The organism is Salinispora mooreana (genome assembly GCF_000379065.1).
GTDB lineage: Bacteria > Actinomycetota > Actinomycetes > Mycobacteriales > Micromonosporaceae > Micromonospora > Micromonospora mooreana.
On the sequence record NZ_KB900614.1, the window covers coordinates 1,441,773 to 1,461,362 of the forward strand.

The 19,590-nt window shown below is 68.9% G+C and carries 16 protein-coding genes and 2 pseudogenes; 5 read left to right on the top strand and 13 right to left on the bottom strand.

The window, feature by feature from the left end:
- The first annotated feature begins 19 nt into the window (after nucleotides 1–19).
- Entirely contained in the window at nucleotides 20–838 is an 819-nt protein-coding gene (locus SALPAC6_RS0106890) for a GNAT family N-acetyltransferase (protein WP_080636011.1), read from the top strand.
- Nucleotides 839–993: 155 nt separating this feature from the next.
- Here SALPAC6_RS0106890 and SALPAC6_RS0106895 read toward each other — a convergent pair whose 3' ends face one another.
- The 4 genes and pseudogenes from SALPAC6_RS0106895 to SALPAC6_RS0106915 all read right to left on the bottom strand — a co-directional run bounded on the left by SALPAC6_RS0106895 (nucleotide 994) and on the right by SALPAC6_RS0106915 (nucleotide 3,730).
- Nucleotides 994–1,557, bottom strand: coding sequence for a type 1 glutamine amidotransferase domain-containing protein (locus tag SALPAC6_RS0106895; protein ID WP_018252690.1), 564 nt, complete (start codon nucleotides 1,555–1,557; stop codon nucleotides 994–996).
- A 389-nt stretch (nucleotides 1,558–1,946) separates the two neighbouring features.
- A complete protein-coding gene (locus SALPAC6_RS0106905) occupies nucleotides 1,947–2,342 on the bottom strand; it encodes a VOC family protein (protein ID WP_018252692.1) in 396 nt (131 codons plus the stop codon).
- 99 nt (nucleotides 2,343–2,441) lie between these two features.
- A pseudogene (locus tag SALPAC6_RS25435) lies at nucleotides 2,442–2,716 on the bottom strand (hypothetical protein); the annotation flags it as partial.
- Between the two features lie 129 nt (nucleotides 2,717–2,845).
- On the bottom strand, nucleotides 2,846–3,730 hold the full coding sequence (locus SALPAC6_RS0106915; protein WP_026189383.1) for a fructosamine kinase family protein: 885 nt from the start codon (nucleotides 3,728–3,730) through the stop codon (nucleotides 2,846–2,848).
- Nucleotides 3,731–4,416: 686 nt separating this feature from the next.
- Between SALPAC6_RS0106915 and SALPAC6_RS0106920 the strand changes: the two genes are divergently transcribed.
- The gene (locus SALPAC6_RS0106920) at nucleotides 4,417–5,664 is read left to right on the top strand and encodes an MFS transporter (protein WP_018252695.1); all 1,248 of its coding nucleotides are present in this window, start codon (nucleotides 4,417–4,419) and stop codon (nucleotides 5,662–5,664) included.
- On the opposite strand, the gene SALPAC6_RS29335 is transcribed toward SALPAC6_RS0106920, so the two are convergent.
- Nucleotides 5,624–5,950, bottom strand: coding sequence for a hypothetical protein (locus SALPAC6_RS29335; RefSeq protein ID WP_018252696.1), 327 nt, complete (start codon nucleotides 5,948–5,950; stop codon nucleotides 5,624–5,626). The genes SALPAC6_RS0106920 and SALPAC6_RS29335 overlap by 41 nt on opposite strands.
- Nucleotides 5,951–5,977: 27 nt before the next feature.
- Nucleotides 5,978–6,682: a DUF4386 domain-containing protein gene (locus SALPAC6_RS0106930; protein WP_018252697.1), complete on the bottom strand. Its 705-nt coding sequence runs from the start codon at nucleotides 6,680–6,682 to the stop codon at nucleotides 5,978–5,980.
- Nucleotides 6,683–6,869: 187 nt separating this feature from the next.
- Between SALPAC6_RS0106930 and SALPAC6_RS0106935 the strand changes: the two genes are divergently transcribed.
- Entirely contained in the window at nucleotides 6,870–9,671 is a 2,802-nt protein-coding gene (locus tag SALPAC6_RS0106935) for an ATP-binding protein (RefSeq protein ID WP_018252698.1), read from the top strand.
- Between the two features lie 30 nt (nucleotides 9,672–9,701).
- Here SALPAC6_RS0106935 and SALPAC6_RS0106940 read toward each other — a convergent pair whose 3' ends face one another.
- Together SALPAC6_RS0106940 and SALPAC6_RS0106945 are read right to left on the bottom strand one after the other, a co-directional pair.
- On the bottom strand, nucleotides 9,702–11,330 hold the full coding sequence (locus tag SALPAC6_RS0106940) for an ABC transporter permease (RefSeq protein WP_018252699.1): 1,629 nt from the start codon (nucleotides 11,328–11,330) through the stop codon (nucleotides 9,702–9,704).
- Complete coding sequence (locus SALPAC6_RS0106945) at nucleotides 11,327–12,226, bottom strand: ABC transporter ATP-binding protein (protein WP_018252700.1); 900 nt, start codon at nucleotides 12,224–12,226, stop codon at nucleotides 11,327–11,329. Before SALPAC6_RS0106945 ends, SALPAC6_RS0106940 begins: the two co-directional genes overlap by 4 nt.
- Before the next feature lie 212 nt (nucleotides 12,227–12,438).
- Here SALPAC6_RS0106945 and SALPAC6_RS28870 point away from each other — a divergent pair.
- Nucleotides 12,439–12,598: pseudogene (locus SALPAC6_RS28870) on the top strand (IS1380 family transposase); the annotation flags it as partial.
- A gap of 421 nt (nucleotides 12,599–13,019) precedes the next feature.
- Here SALPAC6_RS28870 and SALPAC6_RS25440 read toward each other — a convergent pair.
- Nucleotides 13,020–14,024: a helix-turn-helix domain-containing protein gene (locus SALPAC6_RS25440; RefSeq protein ID WP_018252701.1), complete on the bottom strand. Its 1,005-nt coding sequence runs from the start codon at nucleotides 14,022–14,024 to the stop codon at nucleotides 13,020–13,022.
- Between the two features lie 97 nt (nucleotides 14,025–14,121).
- Here SALPAC6_RS25440 and SALPAC6_RS26870 point away from each other — a divergent pair, with 97 nt between their 5' ends.
- Nucleotides 14,122–15,063: a DinB family protein gene (locus SALPAC6_RS26870; RefSeq protein ID WP_018252702.1), complete on the top strand. Its 942-nt coding sequence runs from the start codon at nucleotides 14,122–14,124 to the stop codon at nucleotides 15,061–15,063.
- 222 nt (nucleotides 15,064–15,285) lie between these two features.
- Here the strand turns inward: SALPAC6_RS26870 and SALPAC6_RS0106960 are convergent, their stop codons facing one another.
- From SALPAC6_RS0106960 to SALPAC6_RS0106975, 4 genes are read right to left on the bottom strand one after another with little or no spacing between them, the layout of a single operon-like run.
- Nucleotides 15,286–15,564, bottom strand: a complete 279-nt coding sequence (locus SALPAC6_RS0106960) for a hypothetical protein (protein WP_162561501.1) — start codon at nucleotides 15,562–15,564, stop codon at nucleotides 15,286–15,288.
- A gap of 2 nt (nucleotides 15,565–15,566) precedes the next feature.
- Nucleotides 15,567–17,342, bottom strand: a complete 1,776-nt coding sequence (locus tag SALPAC6_RS0106965) for an ABC transporter ATP-binding protein (protein ID WP_018252704.1) — start codon at nucleotides 17,340–17,342, stop codon at nucleotides 15,567–15,569.
- Nucleotides 17,339–19,210 carry an ABC transporter ATP-binding protein gene (locus SALPAC6_RS0106970; RefSeq protein ID WP_018252705.1) on the bottom strand — a complete coding sequence of 624 codons (1,872 nt, stop codon included), beginning with the start codon at nucleotides 19,208–19,210 and terminating at the stop codon, nucleotides 17,339–17,341. Before SALPAC6_RS0106970 ends, SALPAC6_RS0106965 begins: the two co-directional genes overlap by 4 nt.
- Entirely contained in the window at nucleotides 19,207–19,539 is a 333-nt protein-coding gene (locus SALPAC6_RS0106975; protein WP_080636012.1) for a hypothetical protein, read from the bottom strand. The genes SALPAC6_RS0106970 and SALPAC6_RS0106975 overlap by 4 nt, the downstream gene beginning before the upstream one ends.
- Between the last annotated feature and the right edge of the window lie 51 nt (nucleotides 19,540–19,590).

Below are 19,590 nucleotides of genomic sequence, written 5' to 3' on the forward strand. Positions count from 1 at the left end.
ACGAACTGGAGAAACAATTATGTCAAAAAACGCCACTGCGCGCGTCACGCTCCAGAACGCTAGCCATTCGGCCTGTGCAGGACTTCGCAGCGAGCGGCAGCAGAACCTCCTCGGCCCAGAGGACGACATGTGGGCGACCTTCGCCGACATGGCCGAGCCATACGAAATCCTGATCGACGGGCACATCGTCGGATGTTGTTCGATCGATGACGACAATCAGCTTCACGCCTTCCACGTCAGCCACGACTACCAGGAGGTCGCCTCCGAGGTCCTCGCCCACGTGATCGACACCAAGAAGATCTCCGCGGCTGTCGCGTCAACCGTCGATCCCGCCTTTCTCTCCCTCAGCCTCACCACGGGTGGCAAAGCCGACCCCGTTGCCCTGATGTACACCCTCATCGCACCTACTGCACAGCGGGAGTCGGTAGCAGTTCGTCCCGCGTCTCGCGCAGACCACTGCGCAGCCGTCGAGTTCTATCAGGCCGAAATCGGTTTGCCGAGAGACTTCCTCGAGCGCTTTCTGGCCGAACGAGTCGACCGAGGGGAGTTGTACCTCGTCGAGGGGGTGGCCGGTGAGATCGCGGCGACCGGGGAGTGCCGCGTCGATCCCCGATCCCCGGGCCATGCACATCTTGGCCTGGTCGTGGGTGCCCACCACCGGGGTCGGCGTATGGGCAGCCGGCTGATGCACACGCTCACCGAGCTATCCCGGGCGCGTGGACTGACACCACTGTGCTCCACGGAGCCGGCAAACATCCCGGCGCAACGGGTCATCCATCGTGCCGGATTCCGATGCCTCCACCGGGTCTTCCGAATCGCCATGATGCCAACGCAGTAGGCGTCGGTGCGGCTACGCCGGACGGTCCACCAATGAGCTGGTGGACTGTCCGGCGAAACCGTTGCCCACCAGGGCCACCGCGACGGTGGGACCACACGGTACTCGTACCGGATAGACAAGCCCACTATTCCAGCAGAAGACCCCGGCTGCCGGTGTCACGTAGTCGATCCGGCATACCCGCCGTCGGCGATTTCGTCGACCAACGTGGCGCAGAACGCCGGCAGATCGCCGGGCCTACGGCTGGTGATCAGGCCGCTGTCGACGTAGACCTCCTCGTCAACCCAGGTAGCGCCGGCGTTGACCAAGTCGGTGCGCAGGCTCGGCCAGGAGGTGAGGGTGCGGCCCTGCACCACGTTCGCCTCGACCAGCGGCCACAGGCCGTGACAAATGGCGGCTACCGGCTTACCGGATTCAACGAAGGTCCGTACGAAGCGCACCGCGTTGGGGTCAGCCCGCAAGAAGTCCGGGTTGGCCACCCCGCCGGGCAACACCAAGGCGTCGTAGTCGGCGGGGTCTGCGTCGGTAACGACCCGGTCTACCTCGTACGTCGTGGACTTGTCCAGGTGGTCCACTGACTGAATCGGTTCCTCGCCCAAAGAGATCAGTTCGGCGGTGCCGCCGGCGGCTTCCACAGCGGCACGGGTTTTGGTGTACTCCACCTCTTCCACCCCGTCGGTCGCCAGAATCGCCACCCGCCTGCCGTCGAGCTTCGCCGCCATCGCCTCGTTTCCCCTCTTTCGGTGCTGCCAGCATGGGCGGGACGCGGTCCCCGCGGCTGGGGCTACCCGGTGTTCGAATCACCGAAACCCGGCGGTGGGGCTTGGGTTGGGGCTCTGCATCAGTGCGACCATTGCGCCCACGGGGTCCTGTGCCACCTCGATGTCTGGCCCGCCAACCTCATCGACGTGGACGGCAGGTCGGTGCTGGTCGACTGGGCATTCACGGGGGAGGGTGGGGTCGGCGAGGACATCTCCAACCTCATCCTGGACAGCGTCACGGACGGCCTGATGGATCCGGACCTGCTGCCGGAGATCGCCACGTGGCCACGCTCATCACCGACTGGGCACGTTTCGCCGGACCAGGTTGGGCTGGCTGCTCCAACTCCAGGTCAGGCTGGTTGTTGCTGCTCCAGGAACTCCAGCCGGTTGCCCAGCGGGTCGTGGGCGTAGAACCGACGATGCCCGGGAAAGTTGTCGTCCCAGTCGACCTCGACCCCGTGCTCGCCGAGGTGCTTGGCCAGAGCGTCGATGTCATCTACCAGGACTCCCGGGTGCGCCTTGCGGGCCGGCCGGAAATCCTGCTCCACGCCGAGGTGGATCTCGAGCCGGCCGGAGCGGAACCAGCAACCACCGCGCGCGGCGAGGACTGGCGGCTTGTCAATCTCGGCCATGCCGAGCACACCGCCGTAGAACTCTCGCACTGTCGGCTCCGACTCCGGCGGGATGGCCAACTGCGTGTGGTGTAGCCCGTTCAACCTGTAGCCCGGCTGCCGCTGGTCGCTCATCGATGCCCCCCATCGTCGTAGCAGCGCATCCGAATATATGCGCCGGCCGCCGTACCGTCGGGATCCTGTTCTCCGAGGTAGGGCGAGAAGCGTTGCTCATAGGGCCGCCCCGAGGGCGGCGGCCCCGAACTCGATGGCGACCACCACCCCGAACGCGCGGCTGGTGGCCTCGTCGAAGGCGGTGTCGCTGTGCCAGAGCCGCCAGGTCAGTAGACCACCGGCGATCGCGGTGAGTAGGCCGGTCACCGAGCCGGCGGCGAGGAGCCCGCGCCAGCTGCCAGGAGGCGCCTCCTGTGCCCAGCCGAACCAGTTCGAAGCGAAAAGCCGAAGATCACGGCGGTTACCGCAGGGTCCCGCACGTGTTCGGCAAACATGACGCCTCCCTGCCCGATGAGGACAAGCTACGGCAGTTTGCGGCACTCCTCCAGCCTCCGGTGCCGGCGAAGGCGCCAGGTGGTTGCGGCTGTCCGCTGCGGCGCCCGGTGCAGGCCAACGCCCACCGTTCAGCAGTATTTGCGCAGCACGGTTTTGGTGTCGCGGATCCAGTCCGGAAGGTCAGAGCCGAAGTGGGCGAGGACGCTGAGCTGTTCGCGGAGGTTGAGCAGGTCCATCCGGTCGCGCCAACCGGGCTGGGGAGCGGCGGCTTCCTCGTAGGCGGCGAAGAAGGGCTCGGGCGGGCGGTCAACGCTGTAGATCATGCTGAGGTCGGCCTCGGCCCAGTTCCAGTGCACCGCGGGGTCGATGAACACGGGGGTGCCCTGTTCGGTGGCGATGAGGTTGTTGCGCCAGAGGTCGCCGTGGGTGAGCACGGCGGGGGCGGCTGGGAGCAGTTCGGGTAGCCGTTCGCAGATGCGCTCCAGCCGGGCCAGGTCGGTCGAGTCCAGGACCTGCTGGACCTTCGGCTCGGTCGCGTAGCGCAGTAGCCGGTGAGTGGCGAAGAACTCGTGGCCGTTGCTGGTCTGCTCGTTGTGTTGGGGCAGCAGGCCGAGCCAGCCGTCCTCGGGCCAGCCGAAGGCGCGGCCCGCAACGGAGTGCAGCCGGGCGATGGCGCGGCCCGTTTCCTCCCAGTATTGGTCCGTGTCAGGACGGGGAGCCAGGGCGGCGAGGACGAGATGGTGCTCGGTCACCTCGTAGACCTCGGGGGTGTGGACGCCACCGAGGTCGTGGAGGGCGCGCAGCCCCGCGGCTTCCAGCGCGAACATGCCGGGCGGGCTGTGCGAGGACGCCGGGGTCTGCTTGACCACCGCCGGCCGGCCATCGGCGAGCCGGACTCGCTGCACATGGTGGGCGAGCCCGCCGGAGAGGGGTTCCCAGCCGGTGGCACCGTCCAGTACCGACGTGACCGTCCCGGTACGCGTGTCGACCGCGCCAACCTCACCCGAGCTCACGATCAACTCCTCCCACACACGTACCTGCAGAATGCACTATTCAGCCTGCTGGCTACCGGTCGGTGGTAGGGATAGTGACGTGAGCTGGGCCGATCAGCACAGCAACCAGGGTGCCGGTGCTGTTGAACCGGCGCGTACGCCATGAGAAGCGGCTTAGCGGTCGAGGTGGTGGCCTGCCCGGTGGTGATCGCCGTCGTGGCCGTCTGCGGACAACTACGCTGGACTGCCAGTGCCTGGTGATCGCGTGTGGTCTCTGTCTACTCGCGGTGCCGGTGGCCGCCGAGGCGTACCGAGATTTCCACCCGCCCCCGCCCCCGCCTCCAGCACCAACGATCTGCCAGGAGCGGAACGGCGGCGAGGCCTTTACGGTGTGGTGCCACGCGTCGGGGCAGCCGCCGACCGCGTCGGCCAGGAAAAGGTGGTGCGGCGCGGCACTCAGGCCCGCCCGAGCTCGCGAGCGACGACGAAGCGCCCGCGCCGAACAGCGTGCTGTTGCCCGGAGCCCGGGGGCGGGTGATTCGGAGACCCGGCCCGAGGGCCTGGCTGATGAGCAGGTCTGTTCGGTGTTGTCGCACCAGGTCGATCATGGTTGTCGCATCTGCCTGATAGGCAGGGGTGAGGCGGTGATAAGCATCAGTCATTTACGTGACGGGGTTGCTGGCGATACTGAGGAAAGGTAATGAGCTATGCGCGCGTACCGCGAGCTACTCGGCACACCCGGTGCTGCCCTCTTCGTGTCCTCCGGCTTCGTTGGTCGGCTGCCCATGTCGATGCGCGGCCTCGGCTGTCTGCTCATGATCTCCATTCAGACCGACTCGTACGGCCTCGCCGGCGTGGTTACCGCCGCGCTCACCCTGGCGCAGGCGTTTGCCGCCCCAGTGTTGGGGCGGGCCGCCGACCAGTTCGGGCAGCGGATCGTCATCGCCGTCTCGGTGCTCGTGCACGCCTTCGGGCTGGTGGCACTCGTAGTGTTGGCCGGCCGATCCGCACCGGCGTGGACGTTGATCGGTGCCGCCGTGCTCGTCGGGGCGTCAGCCCTGCCGCTCGGCCCGCTGGTCCGGGCCCGGTGGACGGTGCTCGTCGATTCGGCCCGGCTGCCGACGGCGTACGCCCTCGAATCCATCCTCGACGAGGTCATCTACGTGGCCGGTCCGGTGTTGGTCACCGCCCTGACGGTGGGCTGGTTCCCGGCAGCCGGGCTGCTGGGCGCGCTGGCGCTCACCGTGCTCGGCTCGCTTGCGCTCGCCGTCCAAGGGCGCACCGAGCCGCCGCGGGCACCCCAGCAACGGCGGGCGAGTGCGGTCCGGGCCCGGGGTATGGGCGTCCTACTCACCATCTACCTCGGGCTCGGGGTATGTATCGGTGCGGTCGACGTCGCCGTGGTGTCGTTCAGTTCCGAGCGCGGCGCCACCGGCGTCGCGGGCGTGCTGCTCGCGCTGTTCGCGGTCGGCAGCCTCGTCGCCGGGCTGGTGTACGGGTCGGTGCCGGTCGACCGGATCACCTCCCTGCAACGCCTCGTGGGATCGGCCGCCGCGCTGTGCGTGGTCGCCGTGCCGATGGTGTTCGCGGACACCGTGCCGGTGTTGGCCGTCGGCGTCGCGCTCGCCGGTCTAGCCGTGTCACCGATCCTTATCTCCGGAAGTTCGCTGGCCGCGTCACTGGTGCCCCGCGCCTCGTTGACCGAGGGGTTCGCCTGGCTGTCCAGCGCGGTGATGGTCGGCCTCGCCACCGGAGCTGCCGTCGGCGGCCAGGCGGTTGACGCGACCGACAGCACCACCGCGTTCCTGCTCGCGGTGGCCGGTGGCTCCATCGGGGCAGTCGCGGCTGTTCTCGGGCGCCGTCGCCTCCGGCCACGATCGGCTCCGACCCCCGGCACCGGCCCGATCGTGGCCGCTACCGCATCGACTTCGCCTCACAGTCCCGAACATCGGTGAAGGGCGCCAGCTCGGGTATCGCACCGAGCAGGTCACGAAGAAGCGCTCCATCGAGAAGCCGGCCAGCGCCCCGGACAGTTTCGAGATTCTCGAACAGCTCGGTGCCGGCCGCGAACCGCTTTCTCGTAGCACCGTGATCATGGGCGGCGCCATGCCGGATAGACCCGGGCGGGCCGCGGACGAATCCCCGGGCAGCCCGGTTGACGACCACCGGTTGCGCGCCGTCCAGGAACACGGCGGCCACGTCAGCGCGGGAGACGTGGCCGGGCCTGCCGCTCTTCTCCACGCCCAGCGTCCGAGTTGATCTGCTTCGTCATGCTGTCCTCACCTCGTCGCTCTTCTTCGCGCCAGCGAAAGAAGAGCGGACGGGGTCCGTGGACCGGATGCCCTTGATGAGCAGCCACCCGCCGGCGGTGATTTCGAAGGTGAGCATCGGCAGCCACAGCAGGAAGCCGGCGCCCTCGGCGGTGACGGCGCCAGCGGCGCTCTGCACGGGGACGCTGACGGCGAGCAGCAGCGATGCGAGCAGGCCGAGGGTGGCCAGCGGTCGGGGGATCGCGCGGGACCGCAGTAGGAGGTAGGCGAACACGGCACTGCCGACGGCGAAGAAGCAGGCGCCGACGTTCGTGCTCCACGCGGCGATGTCGACGGTCGCCGCGCCCAGTTCCCGGGCAGTGTCCGTTTGTTGCCGGCTGAGTGACAGCAGCAGCATGGCACCGAGGATCTGCACCGCGTAGAGTCCCGACTCCACCGCCCGGCAGGCCAGGGCGAAAGCGGCCAGGGACGGGTCCTGTCGCCGGGTGATGGCATGCAGCATGGCGGCCAGGCCCAGCGTGGCGACGCCGGCGACGGCCAGCAGCACGATGCTGAGCCGTAGCCCGGACGGGTGTGTGGCGATGTCGTCGAGCCGTTCTGCGATCCCGCCGGCGCCGCTGCCGGCAGCCGAACTGGCCAGGACGACCGCGATGACCAGTAGGAAAAGGGCACCGGCGAGGCGGGCGGCGGAGCGTTCGGACATCGTTCCTCCAGCAGTATCGTGGCAACCCCGGGTCGGGCTGCGGCGGGTTCGAGCGGCGGGCGGCGAACTGCGGCCCGTGATCGAGGTGGACCGATCGTGACGGGCATGCGTTGGGGCGGCGTTGTGCGGGCGTTGAGAAGATGTTGAGCTGCGGGTCGGGGCGGGGTTATCGGACGCGGGAGTGGCTATGGCAGGGCCGGCGGTACGCATACGGTTGCTCGGCGGGGTCGAGGTGGTGGATGACAACGGTGCCGCCGTCGACATCGGGGCGGGTAAGTGCCGTGCGTTGCTGGCGGCCCTGGCGTTGCAGCCCGGCGTGGCGGTTCCGGACTGGCGGCTGATCGATCTGCTGTGGGGCGAGCAACCACCCCGGACCGCCGTCCGAACCCTGCAGTCGTACATCGCTCGGCTGCGGGGCGGTCTGGGCGCCACGAGGATTGTGCGATCGGGTGCCGCGTACCGTCTCGATGTGCCCGCCGATGCGGTCGATGTGATCCGGTTCGGCCGGCGGGTCGAGGCCGGCGACCTCGCCGGGGCGCTCGCCGAGTGGACCGGCGATCCGCTGGCCGGGGTGCCGGTGCCCGGCCTGGCTGCGGCCGTGGACGGCCTCGTCGAGCGGTGGCTCGGCGCGGTCGAGGCCGATCTCGCCGCCCGGGTGGACGCGGACGCGGCAGCGACCGTGGGGCCGTTGACTGAGCTGAGCGCGCGGTATCCGTTCCGTGAAGGCATCTGGGCGCTGCTGATGACGGCGCTGTACCGGGTGGGCCGGCAGGCTGACGCGCTGGCCGCGTATCGCACTGCCCGTCAGCGGCTGATCGAGCACCTGGGCGTGGAGCCCGGGCCGCGACTGCGCCGCCTGGAGTTGGCGATCCTCGGCCAGGACCACCGCATCGGCGGCGAGCAGCGGACCGAGCCGGTCGACCGGCTGCCCCGGCGCGCCGTGCGCCTGATCGGCCGCGACGGCGACCTCGACCGTATCGGCCGGGCGTTGGCCGAGAGCCCGGTGGTCACCCTGGTCGGGCCGGGTGGCATCGGCAAGACCGCGCTCGCCGTCGCAGCCGCCCAACGCGCCCGGCTCGAGCACGGCGCCTGGCTGGTCGACCTGACCGAGATCACAACCGACCAGGACGTCCCCCAAGCCGTCGCCGCGGCGATACGCGTCGAGGAGGGCCCAGGCCGGTCGCTGAGTGAGTCCATTGTGCTGGCCCTGAGCTCACTCCGGGCACTGCTTGTGCTCGACAACTGCGAACACGTCGTGGATGGTGCGGCACGCCTGGCCCAGGCTGTCGCCGACGGCTGCCCGCAGGTGCGGGTGCTGGCCACCGCGCGGGAACCGCTCGGCCTCAGTCACGGTCACGAACGGCTGGTCGCCGTGCCGCCGTTGCCGGCGGCCGGGGCCGGCGCCGACCTGTTCGCCGAACGTGCGAACGCGCTGGCCGCCGCGTGTTCAACGGGTGCCGCGCGGGAAGTGATCGAGGAGATTTGCCGCTGCCTCGACGGGCTGCCCCTCGCCATCGAGCTGGCCGCCGCCCAAACCGTCAGTCATACCCCGCAGGAGATCCGCGAGCGTCTCGACGATCAGCTCGGTTTGCTGGTCGGCGGGCGGCGGACCGGGGCGGACCGGCACCGCACTATGCGTGCCGCGATCCAATCGTCCTACCGGCTGCTCACCGTGGCCGAGCAGGACCTGCTGCAACGGCTGTCGGTGTGCACGGGTCCAGTCGACCGGGCCGGAGCTGCGGCCGTTGCCGCCGGCAGCGGCCTGGATGTCAACGACGTGCTGCACAGCCTCGTGCAGCGCTCGATGGTAACCGCCGAACCCGGCCCGTTCGGCCAGCAGTTCAGGTTGTTGGAACCAGTCCGCCAGTTCGCAGCCGAACACCTCACCGCAGGACCGGCGGCCGCACCCGCCCAGGCCGCGCACACCCGTTACGTGCGGGAACGGGTGAACTCGCTGCACGACCAGCTCACCGGACCCGCGGAAGTCCAGGGGGTCGCCCGGCTGGACGAGTTGTGGCCCAACCTGCGGGTAGCGGTTGACCGTGCCTTCACCGGCGGCGACTACCGCCTCGCTCATGATCTGTTCCGGCCGATCTGTACCGAGGCCGCCCGGCGGCACCGGCACGAAATCGGGCAGTGGGCGCAGCGCCTCCTCGAACAGGCACCGGCCGAGGACCGGCCGCGGGTCGTGGCGGGCCTGATCGCCGCCGCACCCCGCTATCACGTCCGTCAGGACCCGGCCGGTTTCGACACCTTGGTCCGACTGCACTGCGATCCGGACAACCCGGTAGCTCGGCACCTGCGGGCCAACGTCCACGACGACTACGCTACGCAGATACACACGGCGCCGCCGGCGCTGGCCGAGCTGCGCCGACTCGGCGCCGATGATCTCGCTGCGCAGGTCGAGGTCGACCTTGGCGTAGCACTGGTCTTTCAGGGAGAGTACGCACGCGGAGAAGCCCAGCTCACCCCGCTCGTCAACCGGTTCCGCAGCCACGGCCCGCCGACCTTGTTGCACTGGACGCTGATGCTGCTCGGCTTCTCCGCCGCCTTCCAAGGTCAACGGGCCGTCGCGGACCAGCTGTTCGACCAGGCGATCGACGTGCCCCTGCCGGCACGCACCCACTCGCCGAACCAATCCGTGCGTGCCCAGGCGCTGTTCCAGCGTGGCGACCGCCGCGCCGCCTATCAGCTACTCCGCGCCCACGTCGATGAACTGCTCGAGGCCGACAACACGCACGCGGCCTGCGCTGTCTTGGTCGGCTTCGTCACGATGATGCCGGCAGCGGCACGCTTCGCCGATGGCGCCCGGATCCTCGCCTTCCTCGACACCACCGGCATGCTCGACAACGCCGCCTGGGCGACCATGGTCGCCGACGCCCGGGACAAGCTCGCCGCCGCCCCCATACCGAACGAATCCGCGATTGTGAATTACCGGCAAGCCCTCGCCACGATCGGCGACACTCTCGACGATCTTCTTATCGCATAGACCAGCCTGGCCGGGTGCTATGGGCTCCGATCATGTACGCGCGTTACGGCGAGCACTGCCGACCACGAGAGCGAGACCGACCAGGACCACGGCGGCGCCGACGAACAGCGCGGGACTCGGCCCGGCCGGGACGCCGTCGACGCGGGCGGTGCCCATGAAGTCCAGGAACGCGATGTCGTTGATCGCGGCGTACCACCACATCACGAAGATCGCCTGGAACAACCGGTGGGTACGGCTCAGCACGCCCAGGGCCAGTGCCAGCGACGGAATGAAGAGCGCGCCGGCGGCCCAGGCGGCCAGGCCGGGCGCGTCCGCCGCGGCCAGCATCCGTATGGCCGGGGCGATGCCGACCAAGGCGGTGAGCACCACACCGGCAGCCCACTCGGCGAGTAGCCTCCGCCGCGCCCACGGGTACGCCCCGAGGATCGCGTCCACGCCGTACTCGTACCGCTGCGTGCCCAGGCGGGACCAGACCAGCATCGGCCAGACCCAGCTCAGCGGCAGGATAGCCAGGATCACCCCGTCGAAGGGCAGGGTGAGGCCGAGCACCGTGATCAGCAGTGCCCCCAGCCACCACCAGCGCGACACTCCCTGGATCAGGATCCGGAACTCGCCGGTGAGTAGCCGCAGGTACCCGCCAGGCCGCCGCACCCCCTTGGCGGGAAGGATGGCCACGCTGGCGGCCGCCGTGGTGGTCGCCGGCCGACCGGCGGCGGACGGCACCACCGCCATCGGGAGGTCCGGACCCTCGACCGCCGGTCCGACCGGGTCCACCGCGTTGCCCGGCACCGGACCGTGGCCGCGGGACGGGTCGAACCGCGCGAACCACAGGGCCGGCACCACGGCCAGCAGCATCGCGAGCACGATCATCGAGAGCCGTCCACCGAGGTAGCCCGCGGTCAGGTCCAGCCCGTCCCAGGTGAAGGTACGCAGCGGGTTGTCGAGATAGACCAGACCGAGGCTGAAGCCACCCTCGGAGTTGTCGATTCCCTGGTTGGCCATCGCCCGTGCCATCGATTCCGCGACGGCGTGCACCCCGATGCCACTGAGCGGGGCGCCCGGCGACTGGCCGCCGATGGCGACCACCAGCCAGACGAAGAACCACAGGATGTTGCCGAGACCTGACCGCAGCAACGGCACACTCTCGAACAGCAGGGCCATGGCGGCTGTGAACGCGACCAACGGGATGGCGATCACCACGAACGGGGTCAGGAGCGCGATCGGATCGATCGACCGGTCCTCACCACGGGCCACCTGCAGGACCATCGCGGTGATCGCCAGCACCCCGACCATCGACGTCAGGGTCAGGCAGCTGCTGAGGAACTTGCCGAGCAGATAGTCGACCGAACGCAACGGCGTGGCGGCGAGCAGCTGGCCGACGCCGGTGCTCTCGTCCCGGCTGATCGCGTTGCGCACCACGTAGAACCCGCCGAGAGTGAGCCACAACGCGCTGGTCAGCGCGATCAGCGTCCCGATGTACGCCGAGTTGTACTCGCCGCGGTGGTGGCCGATGTACATCACCGCCCAGCGCGCGTCGCTGGCCGGCGCAGCGACGTAACCCAGGCCGACGGCGGCCAGCAGGATGACCGCGTAGGCGGGGCGGCGTACCCGGTCCTTGAAATCGGCGACGGCCAGTCCGCCGATCGTCGCGACCCTCATCGGCGCACCGCCCGCTCTTCCACGTACTGACCGGAAGCCTGGTTGATCACTGCCAGGTACGCGTCCTCGAGGTTGGGAGCGGCCGAAACCGATTCCGGACCCGGCGACTCGGGGGAGAGCAGTCGGACCCGTACGCCTTCGGTGGTGCGAACCAGCCGGCTGATCACGAATTGGTCTTGGAGCACCGAGACCTGGCTGGACGGCACGACGAGCTCCCAGACGTGCCCCTCCACCTGGCGGAGCAGCTCCTCGGGGCTGTCGCGGCGCAGCAGCCGGCCCTGCGAGACGATGGCGATGTCGGAGGCGACCGACTCGACGTCCGACACGATGTGGGTGGAGAGCATCACCACCCGGTCGGCGGCGAGATCACTGAGCAGATTGCGGAAGCGGACCCGTTCCTCCGGGTCCAGCCCGGCGGTCGGCTCATCCACGATAATCACTTGCGGGTCGGAGAGCAGGGCCTGGGCGATGCCGACCCGGCGCAGCATGCCGCCCGAGTACTTGCCGAGCGGCCGTTTGAGCGCCTCAGTGAGGTTGACCATCGCGAGCAACTCGTCGATGCGCGCTGTGGCCGTTTTGGCGGACAGTCCTTTGGCGGCAGCCAGGTAGCGCAGGAACTCCCGGGAGGTCAGGTTCGGGTAGACGCCGAAGTCCTGCGGGAGGTATCCGAGGGCCTGGCGCAGCAGGTCCGGCTTGGCCACCACGTCGGTGCCGTTGAACAGCACCTTCCCGGAAGTCGGCTTGGTGACGGTCGCGGCGATCCGCATCAGTGACGACTTGCCCGCGCCGTTCGGCCCGAGCAGGCCCAGCATCCCGGGCTGCATCCGAAGGGTCATGCCGTCCACGGCGCGTTTGCCCTTGGTGTAGATCTTGGTGATGTCGATCAGTTCCAGCATGGTGGGTCCTCCTAGCCTGGGCCCTTCGTTAAGGAGCCGCCTGGTCCATGATCGAACATAAGGAAGCGCCTTCTGATCTTGGATGACCTGGCTTGTCCAAGGCCTGATCGTCCGTCACGGAGGGTGCGTGCCGGGTGCAGGCTACCGGAACGCGTTTGACGGTCATTGTCAGTGTGGACGGACGTGTGTCCGGACACGCAGGTGCCCATCGCTTCGGCTACCACCCACTGTGCTGCTTCCTGGACAACGCCCGTGAGGCCCTGTCGGGGTTGATGCGCGCCGGCCGGGCCGGGTCGAACACCACACGCCGACCACATCACCGTTCGGGACGCGGCCCTGCAACAGGCCCCCGGCGCTCACCGCTACGGCACCGGATCGTACTGGCCTGCGCGGAAGGTGCGTCCGATCAGGATATTGCTGTGGAGCTGGGGATCTGGCCGCAGACCGATGCCACGCACTGGTCGTGGGCGTCGATGGTGGCCGAGTCTGGGCTGTCCGACGGTGGGCCGGATCTGGAACCGGCTCGGGGCGCTGGTCGCCGAGCGGTGCGCGCCCGTCGACCGGGACCGCGCGGGAGTGATCACTGCCGAGGGCGGCGTGGCGCTGTTCCTGGAGAGCCTCGACTCGGCCCATATCCGACGCGCGCTCCGGATCGGCCCGTCGGGGATGTCCGGGCGCTTCCTCGCCCTGCGGGTGCGGATCGCCGGCCGGGTGATCCGACGCGGACCCCAGTGGGGTTCTGCCCACTCTGCCACCAACTCGTCCCAACCTGAGCAAGCACTACTAGCGGGCACTACCGAGGTCCGGTCGTTGACACCAGCGCGGGCCCGGCCGTCGCAAGCGTGTGGAAGGCCGCTCGGTAGGCCGCAGGTGTGGTGTCGAAGCGTCGCCGGAAGTGTCGCCGTAGGTTGACCGCGGAGCCGAGGCCGGTGCGGGCGGCGATCGATTCGACGGTCAGATCGCTGCACTCCAGGAGCCGTCGCGTCTCAAAGAGGCGCTGCTCCAGAAGCCACTGTGTGGGCGTGGATCCCGTTGCCAGCGCGAAGCGCCGGGCTAGTGTCCGCTGGCTGACTGCGGCTTGTTGCGCTAACTCACTGAGAGTGAGGTGCCGATCCAGATGTGCGGTCATCCAGTCCAGTAGTGGAGCGATCGGATCAAACGGATCGGGCGCAACCGGCCGGTCAACGAATTGGGATTGCCCACCTCCTCGGTGGGCCGGGACGACCATCCGCCGAGCAACCTCGTTGGCTGCCGCGCCGCCAAGGTCGTTGCGGAGCAGGTGGAGGCAAAGGTCGATGCCGGCCGCCGTGCCGGCGGACGTTGCCACGTCGCCGTGGTCGATGTAAAGCACATCGGGGGTCAAACGTACGGTGGGATGCCTGCGGCGGAACTCCGCCGCGTAGCGCCAGTGTGTGGTGGCCTCGCGCCCGTCCAGGAGTTTCGCGGCTGCGAGGACGAATGCGCCGCCGCAGATGGAGGCGACCCGCGCGCCCCGCCGCCAGGCTTGATGGACTGCGTCGACAACCTCCGCGGACGGGTCATGATCGACCGGATGCCATCCGGCGACGACGACCGTATCGGCAGTGGCAAGCGCCGCAAGGTCGGCGGAGGTCTGAAGAAGCAGGTGAGGGGCGTTGCGTACCGGCACGGCACTGCGGGGCGCGCACACCTCGAAGTCGTACCACGGACTTGCCACGTCCTCCCGGCTTAGCCCAAACACCTCAGCAACGGCGGCCAGTTCGAACAGCGACATGTGCTCGTGGGCGATCGCTACCACTCGGTGTCGCCGTACGGTCATGGCAAGAAACTATCGCAGTGTGGCGTTCCTGCCACTCCCCTTCCTGTCGGCGACCAGGATTTGATAGCCGCGCGAGGCATCCGGAAGGGATCAGAGAATGATCAACACTCATCACCCAACACCTCACCCACCGCTACGGGTCTGCGTTCTCGGCGACTCGTTGGTCCTCGGCGTGGGTGACCCCGAGCAGAATGGCTGGGTCGGCCGGCTCATGCCACTCGCCGCCGATCGTGGCATCGATCTCACCCTGTACAACCTTGGCATCCGGGCGCAGACGACGGACCTCATCAGCGCCCGCCTACCCGAATGTATGGCCCGCTTGCCCCACCCTCCGGACGGCCGAATCATCATCAGCTCCGGGGTCAACGACACAGATCTCGTCGAGGGCCTGCCACGACTCACCGACGTCGACGCCGGCCGCTCTCTGGCCTGCGCATTGCGATCGGCCACCGCGCATGACATCGCCGTTGCCGTGGTCGGGCCCACCCCCGCCGACAGCCAGGAACCCCAGTCGCGGAGGGTGCTCGTCGACGAACTCGCCCGGCATCAGCGCCGGGTCGAGACCGTGCTGAAGATGCTCACCGCAGCGGGTGAGCGTGCCACCCTGCACCCGACCGAGCAGGCTCGGCTCATAGCCACAGGACACTTTCGCGACTACAGCGGGGAACTGGGCTGGACCGCCCGAGAGATCGCCGGCCATCTGCGCGACAGCGCCCTGATCTTCACCGAGCGGATTCGGCTCCTGTCCAGCGGCCGACCGGATATCAGCCTGTCGAGCTTCGACCCGCTGGATGCCGATCGGGTCGCCACCTATGCCGCCGTGGACTGGGGGGAGCTACGCGACGATCTCGCCGCAGCCCAACAAGACCTCCGACACGCCGTCCGCGCCTGCCCGTCCGCCACCTGGGCTGTGACCGGCCGCAGGCCTAACGGCGCCCCGATCAGCCTGGGCGAGATCCTTCGATTTCTCCCCGGGCATCAGGACGAGCACGCCACCCAGTTGGAGATGATCGTAGCGGCGCGGTGTCTCCGGCCGTAGCGCGTACGCGGGGACTGGAAGTAACAGCTCGTCATCGGTGGACAGGTGAACGACGGGGAACCGTCCGGGTGCAGCTCGACCCGATCGGCGACCAGGCCGTCGCGGCCCAGCAGCCGGGTCGTATCGTCGCCCATGCTCGCAGCTCTTCACGTGTGACCATCCGATCTGGACGCTCCGATGATCAGCGAAGGGCTGCGAGCCTTCATCTCCGGGGCAGACCGATCAACGCACCCCTTCGGCCGCTGGGGCGAGGTCTTCACGGCGCAGCGAGCCCGGACCGTGCACCCGTCGCGACGGTGTGGTCGATGTGCAGCACGAACCGCCGTGCTCCCGCAGCCCCGCGGCGGCCTCCATCGCGCGGAGCCACCGGAACCACTCGCCCCGGCTCATCTTCGCGAGCCGGTGGTGCGCAGATCCGGCGTAAGAGATATCGACAGAGGCGACCGACGGGCCATACCGGCGAACAGTGCGGAAGCCGGGCGTCGCCGGCCAGATAGGCATGATCAGGTACCGGCCGTACCGGCCGCCGCCGACGTGGGTGTGGCGGTGGTAGAGAGACGCCATCCACTGGTGCGTTGCCGATCGTGCCAGAAGGCCGCGTAGCGTCCGCCTGCGGCCATCAGTTGGTCGTGCGTGCCGTATTCGGCGATTCGGCCCTGGTCGAGGACGATGATCTGGTCGGCGGCCCGAACCGTCTGCAGCCGGTGGGCGATGACGAGCAAGGTCTTGTGGGTGGTGAGCGCGGTGAGGGCGTCCTGGATGGCGACTTCGTTGGCTGGGTCGAGGGCGGAGGTAGCCTCGTCGAGCAGAACGATCGGGGCGTCTTTGAGGATGGCGCGGGCGAGGGCGATGCGTTGGCGTTCGCCCCCGGACAGTCGGGTGCCGCCTTCTCCGACGCGGGTGTGGTAGCCGTCGGGCAGGCGGTCGACGATCTCGTCAACTCGCGCGAGGCGGCCGGCTGCTTCGACGTCGGTGTCGGTGGCTTCCGGGCGGCCGGTGCGGATGTTGTCGGCGATCGTGCCGTCAAACAGGTAGACCTCCTGGAACACCAGCGACAGTTGCGCCATGAGCTGTTCGGTGGTTTGCTCGCGCACATCGCTGCCGCCGACCTTGACCGTGCCAGAGGTCACGTCGTGGAAGCGGGCGACGAGCCGGGTGATGGTGGTCTTGCCGGAGCCCGACACGCCGACCAGGGCGGTCATCGTGTGGGGCGGTACGTGCAGGCTGACGTCATGCAGGACGGGCCGGTCGCTGTCATAGCCGAAGCTGACGCGCTCGAGGGCGATACTGCCGTTGTCGGGGTGACCGTCCAAGGCGGTGGCGGGTTCGGGCATAGTCGGTGTTCGCAGTAGTTCGTCGATACGGGACAGGGAGTTGCGGGCGACACGTAGCGCCCCGCCGAGGTCGGCGGCGACGACGAGGGGTTCGGCGAATCGGATGACCAACACGAGCAGGGCGATCAGTTCGGCCACGTCAACGTTGCCGCCAAGGGCGAGAGCGGTGCCGACGGTGAGCACGGCGGTGACGGCGACCTGGACGGTGAGTGCGAACGCGGCCCGGCCGGGAACGGCGCGGTTAAGCTGGGCGCGGCCGGCGTGGGCCTGCTCGCTCAGGGCGGCGTCGAGGTGCGCGAAGCCGTCCCGGGCTCGGCCGTGGGCGCGCAGCACCGCCTGGGTCTGGGCATACTCGACGACCCGAGCGGCGGCTTCGGCGCCGGCGGCGTCAACGGCGTGGTCGCTCGCGGCGATGAGGTTACCGGCCCACCGGTACACGAGGATCAGCACAGGAACGGTGAGCAGACTCGCCGCCGCGAGGCGCCAGTCGAACACGGCCAGGATCGCCACAACCGTGGCCGGAGTGACCATGGCGGATACTACCGGCTGCAGCAGATGTGCCGGAACGCCCATGATGTCGACGACGCCCTGGCTGCTCAGGCGGGCCACACGGCCGACCTTCTCACCGGTGAACCAGCCCAGGGGCAGGGCGGCGAGGTGGTCTCCGGTGCGATGGTGCACCGCCCGGGATAGGGCCATACCGACCCGGTAGCCCAGTTGCGCCTGTACATAGTAGGCGGCTGCGGTCGCGACCACGACGACCGCGAGAATGCTCAGCCACTGCCATGCCGCACTCGTGTCACCAGAGAGCAATGCCCTCAGCACCGGGACGAGGAGGGCGAACGCGACGGCCTGTAGCACGCTGTAGACAACGAGTGCGGTCACGTGCAGGCGCAGTGGCCGGGCGTAGTCGGGGCCGAGGACCCGACCCAACAAGCCGATCATGTCGTCACCTCCAGGGTCTGAGGGGTTTCGGTGCGTGGCGCCCAGCGGCCGGTGCGCTCGTGGGCCTGCCACAGCGACGCGTACTGGCCGCGGGCGGCGACCAGGTCGGTATGCCGGCCGTGTTCGACGATCCGGCCGCCGTCGAGGACGACGATCTGATCTGCGTCGACCACAGTGGACAACCGGTGTGCGATCACGAGCAGGGTGCGTCCGGCGACCAGGGTCGACAATGCGTCCTGGATCGCCGCCTCGGACTCGGGGTCGGCGAACGCGGTCGCCTCGTCAAGAACCAGGATCGGCGCGTCGGCCAGCAGCGCCCGGGCGATCGAGATCCGCTGGGCCTCGCCGCCGGACAGGTGGGCGCTGACGCCGAGAATCGTGTCGTAGCCGTCGGGCAGGGCAATGATCCGGTCGTGGATCTGTGCCGCGCGAGCCGCCGCGTGGAGCTCATCGTCGGTTGCGTCGGGGCGTGCCAACGTGATGTTGTCCCGGACAGTGCCTCGTATGAGCTGCACCTGCTGAAACACAAAACCGACCCGCCGGTACAGGGCTTCGCTGGGAATATCGCGCAGGTCTATCCCGCCGAGGGTGATCACGCCATTGGTAACGTCGTGGAAGCGGGGCAGCAGCGCGGCCAGGGTGGACTTGCCTGACCCGGACGGTCCGACCACCGCGGTCACCGTTCCCGGTTGCAGGGTCAGGTCGATGCCGGTGAGCACGTCGGATTGGCCGTCGTAGCTGAACCCGACGCCGCGGTACTCCACCTGGTTACTCTTCGGCGTCTGCGACGCTGCGGATTCAGGCATCGAAGGAGTGTCGAGGATGGCGAGAACCCGGCCGGCGGCCTGTCGGGCCAGCCGCAGCTCGTCCGCCCCGTGTCCGAGGGTCAGTACCGGCGCGGTCAGGCCAAGGCCGAGCAGTGCGAACGGTAGCACGTCCACCGGCGCTGCCCAGCCCTCAGCAGTGAACCAGGTGCCCCAGCCGAGCACTACCAGCAGCATCACCGGCGGGGCGACCAGGGCACTGGCGACCGCTTCGGCGCGGATTATCCCGGCGGCCCAGGCGCCGAAGAAGTCAGCGAAGTCATCGGTTGCTTCCAGGAACCGCCGGTGCGCACGCCGGGCCTGGCCGAACGCCTTGACCACCGCGATGCCCTGCACGAACTCCACCACGGCGGTGTTGATCCGGGCCAGGGCCGCGTTGTAGCGATCCATCTTCTCCGGATTGCCGCTCATCATCACCGCGTACACGGCGATAAACAGCGGCACCGTCACCAGCGTGAGCAGCGCCAACCGCCAATCAACCCACAACAGGTACGCGAGCGCGGCAAGGGGGGTCACAACCGCGGCGGCAAGGTCTGGCAGCGCATGCCCGACCAGGTGGTGCATGGCCGCCACGTCGTCCTGCACTGCCTTCTTGACCTGCCCGGTCGACCGCTCGGTGAACCAGCCCAGCGGCACCCTGCCCAGATGGGCGGCCAACCGCCGCCGGATCTGCAGTTGCAACTGCACATCGGCGAAGTGCGTGATACCACTCGCGGCGGCCAGGGTCACGAACCTTAACAGCAGTCCAAAGGCTGCCCAGCCAACGATCCTCCACATCCGGCCTTCGCCAACCGGCCCGGCGGCCAGCAGCGCCCGGCCGAGCTCGGCCACGGCAACGAACGGCACCAGCGATGCCACCGACGAGATCACCTGTAGCGCGATCGCCAAGATCAGCCGGCCGCGGATCGGCGCCAGCAGCGCCGCAAGGGCCTTCGCCTCCGAAGGTCCCTGCCGGACGTCACCCGCCGCCTCATCAGCCGCTGCCTGCTGCCCAACGCGCCGGCCGCGGGTGTTCGGTGCTCTGGTCGCCGTGTCCGCGCTCATGCCGGCACCTGCGCGGGGAGCCCACTGTCCACGCCGGTTGTGTTGCCGGTGGCCACGGAACAGCCGTTCGAGTGGTAGCCGAACCAGATCCGTTTGGCCGCAATACCCGCCGTGATGACCACAGCAGCGGCCCCCCGCACCGCGGGGTGGCCGACCTGTCCGGCGACGGCTGTGCTGACTGCACCGCCGAGCATCACGGTCGAGCCGGTGGAAAAGGACCCCATGCCGAGAAGTCGGCTGACGTACGAGCCAGTCAGCCGCACGCCACGCGGGATCGATGGCGCCGCCGTGGCAAGCAGCGATTCAGCGGGAACACTCGGGTAAGCCATCAATATCTGCTCCGTTCCACCACGTACGTGCGTACGGCGTACGCAAGGTTA